We start from the raw sequence: 16,017 nt of genomic DNA, 5'->3' as shown, positions 1-16,017 counted from the left end.
TTTGCAGGAGAATATCATGCCCCAACCGCAAAGCTGGGAAAAACGCGCCGAGGAATATTCCTTCTACGGGTTCACCGACCTGCCAAGCGTCCATGAACGCGGCACGGTGGTCGTCACCCACGGCGAAGGCCCCTATATCTTTGATACGAATGGCAAACAATATCTCGACGCCAATTCCGGGCTGTGGAACATGGTGGCCGGCTTCGACCATAAGGGCCTGATCGAGGCCGCGAAGGCGCAATATGACCGCTTCCCCGGCTATCACGCGTTTTTCGGGCGCATGTCGGATCAGACCGTGATGCTGTCGGAAAAGCTGGTCGAGGTTTCGCCCTTCGAACGCGGCAAGGTTTTCTACACGAACTCCGGCTCGGAAGCCAATGATACGATGGTCAAGATGCTGTGGTTCCTTGGCGGGTCCGAGGGCAAGCCGCAGAAGCGCAAGATCCTGACCCGCTGGAATGCCTATCATGGCGTGACTGCCGTATCGGCCTCCATGACTGGCAAGCCCTATAATGAGGTGTTCGGCCTGCCGCTTGACGGGTTCATCCATCTGGGCAGCCCGCATTACTGGCGTTTCGGCGAAGATGGCGAGACCGAAGAGCAATTCACCGCACGTCTGGCGAAGGAACTGGAAGAGGTGATCGCCCGCGAAGGTGCCGACACTATTGCCGGTTTCTTTGCCGAACCGGTGATCGGCGCGGGTGGTGTGATCCCTCCGTCAAAGGGTTATTTCCAGGCCATCCAGCCGATCCTGAAAAAGCACGGCATCCCCCTGATCGCGGATGAGGTGATCTGCGGCTTCGGGCGCACCGGGAATACCTGGGGCAGCCAGACCTATGATTTCGTGCCGGATGCGATCATTTCCTCGAAGAACCTGACCGCGGGCATGTTCCCGATGGGCGCGGTGATCCTCGGGCCGGAACTGGCGGATCGCCTGGATGCCGCCGTTGAGGCGATCGAGGAATTCCCGCATGGTTTCACCGCCTCGGGCCATCCGGTCGGCTGCGCCATCGCGCTGAAAGCCATCGACGTGGTGATGAATGAGGGGCTGGCGGATAACGTCAAACGCCTCGCCCCCCGGATGGAGAACGGCCTGCGCGAGATCATGAACCGCTCGAACCATATCGGAGAGCTGCGCGGCGTCGGCTATATGTGGGCGCTTGAGGCCTGTCTGGACCCGGCGACGAAAACCCCCTTTGCGGGTGATCTGTCGGTCAGCGAGCGGATCGCGAATACCTGCACCGATATGGGCCTGATCTGCCGCCCTCTGGGTCAATCCATCGTGCTGTGCCCGCCCTTCGTGCTGACCGAAGGGCAAATGGATGAGATGTTCGACAAGCTGGAAAAGGCGCTGAACAAGGTCTTTGCCGAGGTGGCATAAGCAGACCATTCCCGGGATGGCAGGCAATCGCCGTATCCATCCGGTTCATGACAAGAAAAACGGGGGCGCATGGCCCCCGTTTTTCATTGGTGCATATCATGACGCGCTATTGCGACGGCGCGGTAAGCCCCGGAGGAGGCCCTGACAGCGGATCGACGCTTTCCGGAGCCTCGGATGGCGATGACGGTGCCTCGAAAGAAGGCGGGCCGCCCAGATCCCCGATACCGCCCGAAGATGTCGCGGGCTGAGTTTGCGGCGCATCCTGCCCGCCCGGCGCGGCATCGCTGCCGAAGGGCGTTCCACCCAGACCGCCAAGCGATCCAAAACCGCCGAAACTGTCGCCGCTACCGCTCATCGGGATGGTGAAATCCACGTTTTCAAGATCCACCGGCTCACCCTTGTAATGCATGACCAGTCCGGGGAACAGGATCACCACCCCGATCATCAGGATCTGGATAAAGACGAACGGCACCGCACCCCAATAGATCTGGCTTGTCTTGACCGGCTGCGTCACCAGCCCGGTGATCTTGTCGGTATAAGGCACTTTTGGCGCGACGGATCGCAGATAGAACAGCGCGAAACCGAAGGGCGGATGCATGAAGGATGTCTGCATATTCACCCCGAGGATCACCCCGAACCAGATCAGGTCGATCCCAAGGCTTTCCGCTGCCGGGGCCAGAAGCGGCACGATGATGAAGGCCAGTTCGAAGAAATCGAGGAAGAAGGCCAGCAGGAACACCATGATCGAGACGACGATCAGGAAACCATATTCGCCGCCGGGCAATGAGGTCAGCAGATGCTCGACCCAGATATGCCCGTTCACGCCATAGAAGGTCAGCGAGAACACCCGTGCGCCCACAAGGATGAACATCACGAAACTGGCCAGACGCGTGGTCGAGGCAAGCGCCTGCCGGATCACGTCATAGCTGAGCCGCCCCTTCACCGCCGACAGCACAAGCGCACCGACGGCCCCCATCGCGCCACCTTCGGTCGGGGTCGCCCATCCAAGGAAAATCGTGCCCAGAACGAAGAATACAAGCGCCAGAGGCGGCACCAGAACGATAATCACCTGCTGCGCCAGACGGCTGAGAATGCCAAGGCTGTTTTCCTCGCGCGGGGTGAAGTCGATCACGCCGCCAAGCAGTTTCATCAGCGCCGAGAAGATCAGGAACGCCAGAATCGCCGCGGCGAAAACCGCTGTGATCAGCACACCGACACGCTGATTTGTGCCAAGACCGCTGACGAATCCGGTCTCGACGACGGCATTCATGGCGAACCATGCAATCCCCGCCGCGATCAGCGCGATCACGATCTTGACGCCGAAGCGCCAGCCCTCCTTGTCAGTCATCGCGACGATAAACAGGAAGCCGACCGCCGCCGCCGCGCCAAGAATATCGGCATTGCTGCCCTGCGTCTCGTACAGCCAGCGATGTGCGCCGAAGGCCACACCGACGGCAATCAACAGCACGATCAGCAGCGACATGACGCCAGAACCCAGTGTCCGCGCCTCTTTCGGCAAAGCCGGAACCGAGTTCGGCCGCAGGATCGACATGATGAAGATATAGCTGAGATAGATCCCGGTCAGAACCAGACCCGGAATCAGCGCACCCTTATACATATCCCCGACCGAGCGGCCCAACTGGTCGGCCATCACGATCAGCACCAGCGAAGGCGGAATGATCTGCGCCAGAGTTCCCGAGGCGGCAATCACCCCCGTCGCGATGCGCCGGTCATAGCCATAACGCAGCATGATCGGCAGCGAGATCAGCCCCATCGCGATCACCGAAGCCGCCACGACACCCGTCGTCGCCGCAAGAAGCGCACCGACAATGATCACCGCATAGGCAAGACCGCCGCGCACCGGCCCGAAAAGCTGGCCGATCGTGTCCAGCAGGTCTTCGGCCATGCCGGATTTCTCCAGCAATATGCCCATGAAGGTAAAGAACGGAATCGCCAGCAATGTCTCATTGGACAACACCCCCCACAGCCGGTCCGGCATGGTGCCAAGCAGATTCCAGTCCAGATAGATCGAATCGGAAAGCGGGGCCAGTTCGACACCGATCACGAAGAAAAGCAGCCCGTTCGCGGCAAGGGCAAAGGCCACCGGATAGCCGAACAGCAGAAACAGGATCAGCGAAACGAACATGATCGGCGCCATGTTCTGCGCGATAAGCTCCATCATGAGCGGGTCCCCCGATTATCGTTCCTCTCGGGCGGATGACCGGCATCCGGATCTGTCAGCGGATGGTCCGTATCGGCGAAACCTGCCCCGGCCCGCAGCGAATCGTCGATCTCAAGCGGAGCGTGATGCGATTTCAGCTCATGCGGGTCTTCGATCAATCCGCGCATCACCGCGATCTTCTTGATGATCTCAGAGATACCCTGCAGGAATAAAAGGATAAATCCGACCAGCAGCAGCCCCTTCGCAGGCCACAGGATCAGCCCCCCGGCGCTTGCCGAGACCTCGCCCCGTTCGAAAGAACGGATCACATAGGGGAACAGAAAATACAGCATCACCAGCGTGAAAGGCATCAGAAACAGCAAATGCCCGATCAGGTCGATCCAGTGCTGTACCCGGCGCGACCACGCGCCATAAACGATGTCGATACGGATATGTTCGTTTTCCAGCAGCGTATAGGCCGCCGCGCCAAGAAACGCCGCGCCGTACAGATACCATTGCAGTTCCAGCCACATATTCGAGGATGTGCTGAACATCTTGCGGATAATCGCGTTGCCCGCGCTGATCAGAACAGCTAGCAGGATCAGCCATGACACGGCCTTCCCGATCATTGCGTTGAGGCGGTCGATGCCGCGCGCCAGGGCCAAAAGCCCACCCATCAGGTTTCCTCCCTTTGACACGCGCCCGAAATGCCGGGCGGGTCCATAAGCGTTTGCGTTTTGTAGCGTTCCGTTTCGTCCATTCAACCCTTTTCGCAGAGATCCGGTAAAGCCCCCGATCGGCAGCCAGCCGAACGCGACGCGCCGTCACCCCGGAAGAACGGACCTTGCGCGAGGTTTCTTTTTGCCTAACCTTGTCCCATTCCGGCGCCGACAGACGCGCCAGTACTCAATGGGAGAGGACCTTATGAGAAAATTCCTGATAAGCACCGCCATCGCGACGACATTCGCGCTGCCCTCGCTGGCGGCAACAGTCGCCGAGGGCGATGAGCTGGCGGAAACGCAGGAATACAACTTCTGGCTGCTGGATGCGATCAAGACCACCGATCCGCAGAAAAACACCGATGTAGAGGGCTCGCAAGTCCTTCGCCAGCTTTTTGAAGGGCTGATGAACGAAGACGAAAAAGGCGCAATGGTTCCCGGCGTGGCAACGGATTACACCGTGTCCGAGGACGGGCTGACCTATACGTTCAACCTGCGCCCGGAAGCGAAATGGTCGAATGGCGAACCCGTCACGGCCGGCGATTTCGTCTATGGCTGGCAGCGGGCGGTCGATCCGGCCAACGCCTCGCAATATGCGTGGTTCATGGAGCTGATGAATATCGTCAACGCCTCGGAAATCGTGGCGGGCGACATGGCGCCGGACCAGCTTGGCGTGACTGCCGTTGACGACAACACGCTTGAGGTCAAACTGACCAAGCCAACCCCCTATTTCGTCAAGATGACCAGCCACACGACCACCTTCCCGGTGCTGAAATCGGTAGTGGACGAATTTGGCGATGACTGGACCCAGCCGGGCAATCTGGTCGGCAATGGCGCTTTCGTGCTGACCGATCACAATCTCGGCGTGACCATCACGATGGAAAAGAACCCGGAATACTGGGACGCCGATAATGTTATCCTGACCAAGATGACCGGCATCACCGTCAACGACCAGAACGTCGCCCTGACCCGCTATCAGGCCGGAGAGCTGGACCGGATGGACATTCCCGCCGGGCAATATCCGCGCCTGAAAGAGGAATTCCCGGATGAGGCGGTCTCGATGCCGTATTCCTGTTCCTATGCCTATCTGGTCAATATGTCGGACAAAGGCCGCGAAGAGTTGCAGGACCCGAATATCCGCCGCGCTCTTGCCCTTGGCCTGAACCGCGACATCATCGTCGAACAGGTGCTTCAGGGCGGTCAGCGCCCGTCCTATAACTGGACCCATTGGGCCACCGAGGGCTTCGAGATGCCCGAGATCGAAATGGCCGGCATGACGCAGGAGGACCGCACCGCCGAGGCCAAGCGCCTGCTGGAGGAAGCCGGTTATACCCCGGATAATCCGCTGAATCTGACGCTGAACTATAACACCTCCGAGGACCACAAGAAGATCGCCGTGGTCGCACAGCAGATGTGGAAGCCTCTGGGCGTAAATCTGACGCTGAACAATATGGAATGGAAGGTCCATACCGACCGCATGCAGAATCAGGATTTCGAACTGGCCCGCTATGCATGGTGTGCGGATTACAACGAAGCCTCGACCTATCTCGATTATTTCCGCTCGACCGGGTCGAATTACGGTGAGTTCAACAACGCGGAGTATGACGCGCTGCTGGATGAGGCCGTGACCTCGGACAACCCGAATGAGCAATATACTGCAGCCGAGCAGATCCTTGCCGCGGAACTGCCGCTGATCCCGATTTATCACTACGCCAATGTCGATATGATCAAGCCCTATGTGAAGGGGCTGGCGCTCGAAAACGTGATGGATAACTGGTACGGTAAGGACATGTATATCACTGCGCATTAATCGCGCCGTGACATCAATGACCGGGACGGGGTTTCCGTCCCGGTCTCCGCGCCCTATAAGCGCGCCCCTTACCGCCCTCGCGGCACCTGACGGAACCAGAGGATGTTCGGATTTATTTTGCGACGTCTGGCGGTGGCGATCCCAACGCTGCTGCTGCTGATCATATTTTCATTCCTGCTGATGCATGCCGCTCCTGGCGGTCCCTTCACGCAGGAACGCGGCCTGCCCCCTCAGGTTCTGGCGAATCTTGAGGCGAAATACGGGCTGGACGATCCGCTGTGGAAGCAGATTGTCGATTATGTCTGGGGTATTCTGCGCCATTTCGATTTCGGTCCCAGCTTCGTTTATCCCGACCGTACGGTGAACGAGATCATCGCAGCCGGTTTCCCGGTGACGCTGACCTATGGGCTTCTGTCCTTCATTCTTGCCGTCGTGGTGGGCGTCTGTCTGGGGGCGGCGGCGGCGATCCGGCAGAATACATGGCTGGATTATCTGGCTGTCGGGATTTCCATCGGCGCGCAGGTGCTGCCGAATTTCGTCATGGCGCCGATCCTCGTTCTGATCTTCACGCTCAGTCTCGGCTGGCTGCCCGGCGGCGGGTGGAGCTTCGATAACCCCGATTACTGGATCATGCCGGTAATCGCGCTTGGCACATCCTATATGGCCTCAATCGCGCGGATCACCCGGTCCTCGATGCTGGAAGTGCTGAGCTCCAACCATATCCGCACCGCCCGCGCCAAGGGCCTGCCGGAAAGCCGCGTGATCCGCAAACATGCGCTCAAACCCGCACTTCTGCCGGTGATTTCCTATCTCGGCCCGGCCTTTGTGTCGATGATCACCGGATCGGTGGTGATCGACATGTATTTCTCGACCGGCGGGATCGGGAAAAGCTTCGTGGATTCCGCGCTGAACCGGGATTACGCCGTAATGATGGGGGTCACGATCCTTGTCGGAGCGCTGACGATCCTGTTCAGCCTTATCGTCGATATCCTCTATGCGTGGATCGACCCGAAGATCAGGTATTGACGCCATGACCATGATCGAAAACGATAAAATAAAGGGCATGTCCGACCACATGGCGGCGGAAGAGGTCCGCGGCCGCAGCCCTTGGGCTGATGCCCGCAAGCGTTTTCTTAAGAACAAGGCAGCGATGGTCGCGCTGATCGTGCTGGTGCTGATCATCCTCTTCGCGATTTTCGGGCTGATGGTGGCAGAGTGGGAATACGACTCCATCGACTTCATGGTCATGGGATCTGCCGCGACGCAGGGCGCGCCCTCGCTTGAGAACGGGCATTATTTCGGCACGGACGATCTGGGTCGCGACATCTATGCCCGCACGGTGATGGGCACGCGGATTTCGCTGATGGTCGGCACGGTCGGCGCATTGGTCGCGGTGGTGGTCGGCACGCTCTATGGCGCGACCTCGGGCTATATCGGCGGGCGCACCGATCAGGTGATGATGCGCCTTGTCGATATCCTGCTGTCCATCCCCTATATGTTCGTGCTGATCCTGCTTCTGGTGATCTTCGGACGGCGGCTGGAGATGCTGTTTCTCGGCATCGGGCTGATTTCATGGCTGGAGATGTCGCGCATCGTGCGCGGCCAGACCCTGACGCTGAAGAACCGCGAATTCATCGAGGCGGCGCGGGCGACCGGTGTGCCGACATGGAAGATCATCATCCGCCATATCGTGCCGAACCTGCTGGGTGTCGTCGCGGTCTATGCCACGCTGCTGGTGCCACTGATGATCCTGACCGAAAGCTTCATCAGCTTCCTCGGCCTCGGCGTGCAGGAACCGCTGACCTCATGGGGGGCGCTGATCTCGGAAGGAGCCGGAACGATGCGCTATGGCACGATCTGGCAGCTTGGTTTCCCGCTTGGTTTTTTCTGCGTCACGCTGTTCGCGCTGTTCTTCATCGGCGACGGGCTGCGCGATGCGCTTGATCCGAAGGACCGCTGATATGGCACTTCTGGAGGTAAAGGATCTGAATGTCAGCTTCACCACCAATGATGGTGAGGTCCACGCCGTCAACGGCATCAACCTGTCGCTGGATCGCGGCCAGACGCTTGGCGTGGTGGGCGAATCCGGTTCGGGAAAATCGCAGCTTTCCTTCGCGATCATGGGGCTGCTGGCCAAGAACGGACGCGCCACGGGCAGCGTCACATTCGACGGGCAGGAAATCCTGAACGCAAAGCCGAAGATCATCAACAGGATCCGCGCCGAGCATATCGCGATGATCTTTCAGGACCCGATGACCTCGCTGAACCCCTATATGCGCGTGGCGGATCAGATGGCCGAAGTTCTGGTCCTGCATCACGGCCTGTCGAAAGGCGTGGCGGTGCAGGAATCGATCCGCATGCTGGACGCGGTGCGTATCCCCGACGCCAGAGGCCGGGCGCGGCTTTACCCGCATGAGTTCTCGGGCGGGATGCGGCAGCGCGTGATGATCGCGATGGCGCTGCTGTGCCAGCCGGATGTGCTGATCGCGGATGAGCCGACCACCGCGCTGGATGTGACGGTTCAGGCGCAGATCATGACTCTGCTCAAAGATCTGCGCGACGAATTCGGCATGGCGCTGATGCTGATCACCCATGATCTCGGCGTCGTCGCCGGCTCTTGCGAGGAGGTCATGGTCATGTATGGCGGCCGCATCCGCGAAGAGGCGCCGACCAATGCGATCTTCGCCGATCCGACCCATCCCTATACCAAGGGGCTTCTGGCGGCGATTCCGCGCGTCGATCAGAAAGGCGCCAAGCTGTCCGCCATTCCCGGCAGCCCGCCCAATATGTCGAACCCGCCGCCGGGCTGCGCCTTCGCCCCGCGCTGCGATTTCGCCCTTGAAGACTGCGTCGCAACCCGCTCAAAGCTGACCGAATTCGCCCCCGGACGGACCCGCGCCTGCCACGTCGATCCAGATATCGTCCGCGCCGGACCGGCCGCGCATCAGGATCTTCCGGTCGAGCCCGCCGCCGACGAAACCGGCAATCTGTCCACGCCCGGACCGGATGCCGAAATCACCGACGGGATCTCTGTCGGCCCCGCCACCGCCGGACCCCCGCAGGAGCTGCCCGATGACCAACGCTGAGCCGCTTTTGGACGTGCGAGATCTGCGCGTCACCTTCCCGATCCGGCGCGAAGGCGACATGCCCTGGACGCCGCCGCGCCTGCTTCATGCCGTGGGCGGTGTGGATTTCACCCTCAATCCCGGCGAAACCCTGGGCATTGTCGGCGAATCCGGGTCGGGTAAATCCACCCTTGCCCGGGCGTTGATCGGGCTGGTCCCGGCCACCGGCACCGCAAAATGGCAGGACGGCATCAACCTGATCGGTCTCAGCCCGCGCCAGATGATGCGCTATCGCAGCGATATCCAGATGGTGTTTCAGGACCCGCTCGCCTCGCTGAACCCGCGCATGACCGTCGGCCAGATCATTGCCGAGCCACTGCGCACCCATCATCCCGGCCTCAGCCGCGATGAGGTCCGCCGCCGCGTCAAGATGAACATGGAGCGGGTGGGCCTGCTGCCCAACCAGATCAACCGCTATCCGCATGAATTCTCGGGCGGCCAGTGCCAGCGTATCGGCATCGCCCGCGCCCTGATCGTCGAGCCGAAGCTGATCATTTGCGATGAACCGGTCTCGGCGCTGGATGTGTCGATTCAGGCGCAGGTCATCAATCTTCTGGCCGTTCTTCAGCGCGAACTGGGCCTTGCGCTGATCTTCATCGCCCATGATCTGTCGGTGGTGAAACATATCTCCGACCGCGTGCTGGTCATGTATCTGGGCCGGGTCATGGAAATCGCCGAGGCCGGGTCGCTCTATGCCGATCCCCAGCACCCTTACACGCAGGCGCTTCTGTCAGCGGTCCCGGTTCCCGATCCCGTGCTGGAGCGCAACAAGACCATCATCCCTCTGGCCGGAGACCTGCCCTCGCCCATGTCTCCGCCCTCGGGCTGCGTCTTCCGCACCCGCTGCCCGCGAGAGCTGCCCGCCTGTGCGCAGACCCAGCCTGCCCTTGCCGGAGAGGCAACCCATCTGACCGCCTGCCATTTCCCCGGCCCGCTCACCCAGAAAGAGATCGCGCTTGCCACGGCGTTTGAGGCGAAACCAAATCATCGGATGACAGAGCCCGCCTGATGCCGCCACCGCCCAAGGAGCCGCCGAAAAGCTTTGCAGCCCGTTGGGCGGCGATGAAGAACATCCCGCCCTTTCTGCGCATGGTCTGGAAAGCGGCCCCGGCGCTGACTCTGGCTACATTGGCGCTGCGCCTGCTTCGCGCGGTCGTGCCGGTCACCTCGCTGTGGATCGGCAAGCTGATCATCGATGAGGTCGTCCGCCTGATCGCGCTCGACGGTCCCGCCACCATCGGCGAGTGGTTCTCATCCGGTCTGACCGATCATCTGATGTTGCTGCTGGCGGCGGAATTCGGCCTTGCCATCGTCTCGGATCTGTTGGGCCGGCTGGTGGCGCTGATCGACTCGCTTCTGGCCGAGCGGCTGACCATCTCGATGACAATGGATCTGATGGAGCATGCCGCCGCCTTGGATCTGGAGGATTTCGAGGACGCGGCCTTTCAGGACAAGCTAGACCGGGCGCGGCGGCAGGCTTCGGGGCGCATGTCGCTGATGGGGCTGATCTTCGGGCAATTGCAGGACATGGTGACCGTCGCCACCTTCGCCGGGGGGCTGATCGCCTATAACCCGTGGCTGGTCGTCCTGCTGCTGGTCACGCTGATCCCCGCCTTTCTGGGCGAGGCGCATTTCAACGCCCGCAACTATACGTTGGATTATGGCCGCACCCCCGAGCGGCGCGAACTGGACTATATCCGTCAGGTCGCAAGCTGGCCCGATACCGCGAAAGAGGTCAAGATCTTCGACCTTCACGGCTTCCTTGCCGAGCGGTATCGCATCCTGTCGGAAAAATTCTATCGCGAGCGCCGCCAGATCGCGCAGGCCCGCGCCTTTTGGGGTCTGATTTTCACCGCCATCGGTACTCTGGGCTATTACGCCGCCTATATCTGGATCGTCGGCGCGACATTGGCGGGAGCGCTGAGCCTTGGCGATCTGACCTTCCTCGCCGGATCTTTCCAGCGTCTGCGCTCATTGCTGAACGGGTTGCTGACCAGTTTTTCGACCACCGCCGCGCAAGCGCTGTATCTTGAGGATCTGTTCGATTTCTTTGCCGTCGAACCCGAGATCGTTTCGGCCCCGGGTGCCGCCCCGGTCCCCGCGCCGATCCGCCACGGCTTCACCTTCGAAAAGGTCGGTTTCCGCTATCCGGGTGCCTCGAAATGGGCGGTGCGCGATTTGTCCTTTACGCTGAATGCCGGGGAAACGCTGGCCCTTGTCGGCGAAAACGGTGCCGGGAAGACGACATTGGTCAAGCTGCTATCTCGGCTTTATGACCCGGATGAGGGCCGTATCCTTCTGGATGGCCGGGATCTGCGCGACTATGATCTGGACAGTCTGCGTGCCGCGGTCGGCGTGATCTTCCAGGATTTCGTCCGCTATTCCATGAGCGCCGCCGATAATATCGCCGTGGGCCGCATCAGCGCCCGCGACGACCGCCCCCGGATCGAGGCCGCCGCCAGCAGCGCGATGGCCGATGAGGTGATCGCCCGCCTGCCCGCCGGTTACGACCAGATGATCGGCAAGCGCTTCGCCTCTGGCATCGACCTGTCGGGGGGTGAGTGGCAGAAACTGGCGATTGCCCGCGCCTATATGCGTCAGGCTCAGGTCCTGATCCTCGATGAGCCGACCGCCGCGCTTGACGCCCGCTCGGAATTTCAGGTCTTTGAGCGGTTCAAGGAACTGTCAACCGGCAAAACCGCCGTGCTGATCTCGCATCGTTTCAGCTCGGTCCGCATGGCCGACCGGATTCTGGTTCTGGAAAATGGCCGGGTCGAGGCCGAGGGGACCCATGCGGAACTGATGCAGTCCGAAGGCCGCTATCGCGAGTTGTTCGAGTTGCAGGCGGCGGGGTATCGGTAAGGCCCGACCGGCTGAAATCAGCGGCCCTGCATATCAGTCAGTCATGCGCACAGCCGGTGTACGCGCCGTGCGGGCTCAATCCTCGGCGGTCGCCTCCGCCCGGCTCTTGCCCGAGACATCCAGCGCCAACGTCGCCGCCATGAACGCATCAAGGTCCCCGTCCAGAACGCCCTGCGTGTCCGAGGTCTCATGCGAGGTGCGCAGATCCTTCACCATCTGATAGGGATGCAGCACATAGGACCGGATCTGGTTGCCCCATCCGGCATCGCCCTTGGCGTCGTGCTGCGCGTTGATCTCGGCATTGCGGCGGTCGAGTTCTTGCTGATAAAGCCTTGCTTTCAGGGCATTCATCGCCGCTTCGCGGTTCTGGTGCTGCGACTTCATCGAACTGGTGACCACGATCCCGGTCGGCAGGTGCGTGATCCGCACCGCCGAGTCGGTGGTGTTGACGTGCTGACCGCCCGCGCCGGATGAACGGTAGGTGTCGATGCGGATATCGCTGTCCGGCACGTTGATTTCGATATTGTCGTCCACCACCGGATAGACCCAGACCGAGCTGAAAGAGGTATGCCGCCGCGCCGAGCTGTCATAGGGCGAGATCCGCACCAGCCGGTGCACGCCGGATTCGGTCTTTAGCCAGCCATAGGCGTTACGCCCCGAGATGCGATAGGCGGCCGAACGAATGCCTGCCTCTTCCCCTGCGGATTCTGAAATCAGTTCAACGTCATAGCCCTTCTTCTCGGCCCAACGCACATACATCCGCGCCAGCATTGAGGCCCAGTCACAGCTTTCCGTACCACCCGCCCCGGCGTTGATTTCAAGGAACGTGTCATTGCCATCCGCCTCGCCGTTCAGAAGCGCCTCAAGTTCTTTCTGGGCAGCTTCCTCGGCCAGTTTCTTCAGATTGCCCTCAGCCTCGGCGACCAGATCCGCGTCGCCCTCGGCCTCGGCCAGTTCGACCATTTCGGCATTGGCTTCCAGATCGCCCTCGATCCGGCGATAGCCCTCGACCGCGTCGGACAGCGCCTGCCGGTCGCGCATCAGCTTTTGCGCACGGGCCGGATCGTTCCACAGATCGCCATCCTCGATCATGGCGTTCAACTCTTCCAGCCGGTGCGGCGCAGTTTCCCAATCCATGCGCTGCGCCAGCAGCCGCAGGGATTTGCGGATTGCATCGACGGTGGCAGCAGTTTCGGCGCGCATGGGATATGTCCTTCCTGATCGGGTGTTTGGTCAGATAACCCGTGAAAGCCGCCCTCACAAGGGCGGCCGGATCATGTCGTCGCGGTGATGTTCAGTAAAGCCCGCCGGATGAAATCGTCCCGAAATCGGCCTTTTGCGGGATCACCCTTTGCTGACCCGAAGAGGTCGTGACCGATTTGGCGGTGCTGCCGCTGCTGGTTTGCGGCAGTTCTTTCAGCGTCAGAGGAATGCCCTCAACCTTGGGCATGATCCGCGCCTCGAACCCGCCATCGATATAATCCATGCCGGTATTGCGGTCCGTGCCCTCGCGGAAGAATTCCGAGATGACGTTGTCTCCGGTGGCATCTGCGGGAAGCCGTGCGCCGGTGAACCGGTCGATCTTCACGAAGTAACCGCCCTCGGGCACCTTGAACTGGCTGCCGCCATATTCCTGCACGGCCTGCCGCATGAAGGCATTGAACACCGGCACGCACAGCGTCCCGCCATAGGCATCGCTGCCAAGCGTGCGCGGCTGGTCATAGCCCAGATAGCAGCCCGCGACGATATTCGACGAAAACCCGATGAACCAGACATCCTTCGCGTCGTTCGTGGTCCCGGTCTTGCCCGCGATCGGCACAGGCAGATTGACGCCCTTTCCCGAACCGCGCTTGACCACGCCCTCCATCATCGAGGTCAGCTGATAGGCGGTGACGGCATCCATCACGCGTTCGCGGTTGGTGTCGATTTCAGGGGCAGTGCCGGCTGGCAGGGCATTCTGCGTACAGCCGACGCAATCGCGCTGATCGTGGCGATAGACGGTGCGGCCGCGGCGGTCCTGAACCCGGTCCACCAGAGTCGGCTCGACCCGCTCACCGCCATTGGCGAACATCGCATAGGCCGCCACCATCCGATAAAGCGTGGTTTCCTGCGCCCCCAGAGAATTGGCCAGGAAAGGCCGCATCTGGTCCTGATCGTAAACCCCGAACCGCTCGGCGTAATCGGCGACGGTATTCATGCCGATATCCTGCGCCACCCGGATCGTCATCAGGTTCCGCGACTGCTCGATCCCGGTGCGCAGAGGCGTCGGGCCATAGGTCCGGTTCGAGGCGTTTTTCGGCCGCCACATGCCTTCGGGCGTGTTGATGGCGATTTCCTCATCCACGACGATGGTCGAGGGGGTATAGCCGTTATCGAGCGCCGCCGCATAAACGAAGGGCTTGAAGCTGGAGCCGGGCTGACGCATCGCCTGCGTCGCACGGTTGAACACCGAGGACTGATAGGAAAAACCGCCCTGCATCGCCAGCACGCGGCCGGTATTGACGTCCATCGCCATGAAGCCGCCCTGCACCTCGGGCACCTGACGCAGGGTCCAGCGAAGGAACTCGCCGGTATTGTCGTCGGTCATCGCCCGGACCATCACCACCGACCCGACCGGGGCAAGATCGCCTACATTCCCGGCACGCGGTCCAAGCGAGCCATCCTCGCGGCGCGGGCGGGCCCATTGCGCATCCCGCGCCGGTACCCAGTGGCCGTCATCGTCTTCCTCGATCCCTTCGATCCCGATCCGGGCGTCGCCCGCATCGTTGATGGCCAGAATGACGGCAGGCATCCAGCCCGGCACGTCACGCGGCGCCTCGCGCACGGCGTACAGCGCTTCCCGCCAATCCGCCTGACTGCCAAGGCTCTCCGCGGGGATCGTCTCGATCACCCCGTGCCAGATGCCCCGGTTGCGGTCATAGGTTTCCAGCGCGTCACGCAGCGCACCCGACGCCACATCCTGCATATGAGGTTCAACCGTGGCGCGGATGGTCAGCCCGCCACCGAAGAATTCGTCCTCGCCGAATTCTTCGGAAAGCTGACGGCGGATTTCATCGGTGAAGTAGTCTCGTGGCGGCAGCTTTTCAGAGAAGGGCTTGAAATCGCCGTTCTGCACCGACCGCAGCGGCTTTGCGGATTCCGCGATCATCGTCGCTTCGTCGATATAGCCGTTCTGCCACATTTCGCGCAGCACATAATTCCGCCGCTCGGTCACGCGATCCTTTGCGCGGACGGGATGATATCGCCCCGGCGCCTGCGGCATGGCGGCCAGCGTCGCAGCTTCATGCGGCGCAAGCTCTGACAGGGTCTTGTTGAAATAGGTCTGCGCTGCCGCCGCGACCCCATAGCTGTTCTGACCTAGGAAAATCTCGTTCAGATAAAGCTCAAGGATCTGGTCCTTGGTCAGCGTATTTTCCAGCCGTGTCGCGAGAATCAGCTCCTTGACCTTGCGTTCCACGCTCCGATCCGAGGACAGCAGGAAGTTCTTCATCACCTGCTGGGTAATGGTCGAGGCACCGCGCACATTCTCACCGCGCGAGACCACCGCATCACGCGCCGCCGCCATGATCCCGCCCATATCATAGCCCCGATGGACATAGAAATTCTTGTCCTCGGCCGAGATAAAGGCCTGCTTCACCAGATCCGGGATTTCCTCGCCCGGGACATAGATGCGACGCTCCTGCGCGAATTCGTCGATCAGGCGACCCTCACCGGAATAGACCCGGCTGATCGTTTTCGGAGCATACTGGCTGAGCTGTTCATGACTGGGCAGGTCGCGCCCATAGGCCCAGAAAATTCCGCCAAGGATCAGCATGCCGAACAGCAAGCCGGTCACGATCAGCGAGAAAATAGACCCGAAAAAGGAAAGGATGAAACGGATCACTGACCTGCCTCTTGTAAAATTATGCGGCTTCTTAAACCTGCGGGGCTGTGAGGTCAAAACAAGCTTGGGTGAAATC

Annotated in this window: 11 protein-coding genes; 7 read left to right on the top strand and 4 right to left on the bottom strand. The window is 61.0% G+C overall.

All coding sequences use genetic code 11. The annotated features are described in order from the left end of the window. Nucleotides 1-16: 16 nt before the first annotated feature. On the top strand, nucleotides 17-1,381 hold the full coding sequence (locus tag PAE61_RS07095; RefSeq protein ID WP_271114623.1) for an aminotransferase: 1,365 nt from the start codon (nucleotides 17-19) through the stop codon (nucleotides 1,379-1,381). Between the two features lie 106 nt (nucleotides 1,382-1,487). On the opposite strand, the gene PAE61_RS07090 is transcribed toward PAE61_RS07095, so the two are convergent. Together PAE61_RS07090 and PAE61_RS07085 are read right to left on the bottom strand one after the other, a co-directional pair. Next, a complete protein-coding gene (locus PAE61_RS07090) occupies nucleotides 1,488-3,563 on the bottom strand; it encodes a TRAP transporter large permease (protein ID WP_271114622.1) in 2,076 nt (691 codons plus the stop codon). Further along, complete coding sequence (locus PAE61_RS07085) at nucleotides 3,560-4,219, bottom strand: TRAP transporter small permease subunit (protein WP_271114621.1); 660 nt, start codon at nucleotides 4,217-4,219, stop codon at nucleotides 3,560-3,562. The genes PAE61_RS07090 and PAE61_RS07085 overlap by 4 nt, the downstream gene beginning before the upstream one ends. A 247-nt stretch (nucleotides 4,220-4,466) precedes the next feature. On the opposite strand from PAE61_RS07085, the gene PAE61_RS07080 reads away from it, so the two are divergent. From PAE61_RS07080 to PAE61_RS07055, 6 genes are all read left to right on the top strand, one after another. After that, entirely contained in the window at nucleotides 4,467-6,071 is a 1,605-nt protein-coding gene (locus PAE61_RS07080; RefSeq protein WP_271114620.1) for a peptide ABC transporter substrate-binding protein, read from the top strand. 102 nt (nucleotides 6,072-6,173) lie between these two features. Continuing rightward, complete coding sequence (gene oppB, locus PAE61_RS07075; RefSeq protein WP_271114619.1) at nucleotides 6,174-7,097, top strand: oligopeptide ABC transporter permease OppB; 924 nt, start codon at nucleotides 6,174-6,176, stop codon at nucleotides 7,095-7,097. Between the two features lie 10 nt (nucleotides 7,098-7,107). Further along, a complete protein-coding gene (locus PAE61_RS07070; RefSeq protein WP_271115103.1) occupies nucleotides 7,108-8,031 on the top strand; it encodes an ABC transporter permease subunit in 924 nt (307 codons plus the stop codon). 1 nt (nucleotide 8,032) lies between these two features. Beyond that, on the top strand, nucleotides 8,033-9,157 hold the full coding sequence (locus tag PAE61_RS07065) for an oligopeptide/dipeptide ABC transporter ATP-binding protein (RefSeq protein ID WP_271114618.1): 1,125 nt from the start codon (nucleotides 8,033-8,035) through the stop codon (nucleotides 9,155-9,157). Next, on the top strand, nucleotides 9,144-10,205 hold the full coding sequence (locus tag PAE61_RS07060; protein WP_271114617.1) for an oligopeptide/dipeptide ABC transporter ATP-binding protein: 1,062 nt from the start codon (nucleotides 9,144-9,146) through the stop codon (nucleotides 10,203-10,205). Before PAE61_RS07065 ends, PAE61_RS07060 begins: the two co-directional genes overlap by 14 nt. After that, nucleotides 10,205-12,058, top strand: coding sequence for an ABC transporter ATP-binding protein (locus tag PAE61_RS07055; RefSeq protein ID WP_271114616.1), 1,854 nt, complete (start codon nucleotides 10,205-10,207; stop codon nucleotides 12,056-12,058). Before PAE61_RS07060 ends, PAE61_RS07055 begins: the two co-directional genes overlap by 1 nt. Before the next feature lie 75 nt (nucleotides 12,059-12,133). Here the strand turns inward: PAE61_RS07055 and prfB are convergent, their stop codons facing one another. Further along, nucleotides 12,134-13,261: a peptide chain release factor 2 gene (prfB, locus tag PAE61_RS07050; RefSeq protein WP_271114615.1), complete on the bottom strand. Its 1,128-nt coding sequence runs from the start codon at nucleotides 13,259-13,261 to the stop codon at nucleotides 12,134-12,136. A 91-nt stretch (nucleotides 13,262-13,352) separates the two neighbouring features. Beyond that, nucleotides 13,353-15,941, bottom strand: coding sequence for a penicillin-binding protein 1A (locus PAE61_RS07045; protein WP_271114614.1), 2,589 nt, complete (start codon nucleotides 15,939-15,941; stop codon nucleotides 13,353-13,355). Nucleotides 15,942-16,017 lie beyond the last annotated feature (76 nt).

This window comes from Paracoccus aerodenitrificans (assembly GCF_027913215.1).
Lineage (GTDB): Bacteria > Pseudomonadota > Alphaproteobacteria > Rhodobacterales > Rhodobacteraceae > Paracoccus > Paracoccus aerodenitrificans.
This window is presented reverse-complemented; position numbering and strand designations above follow the sequence as displayed.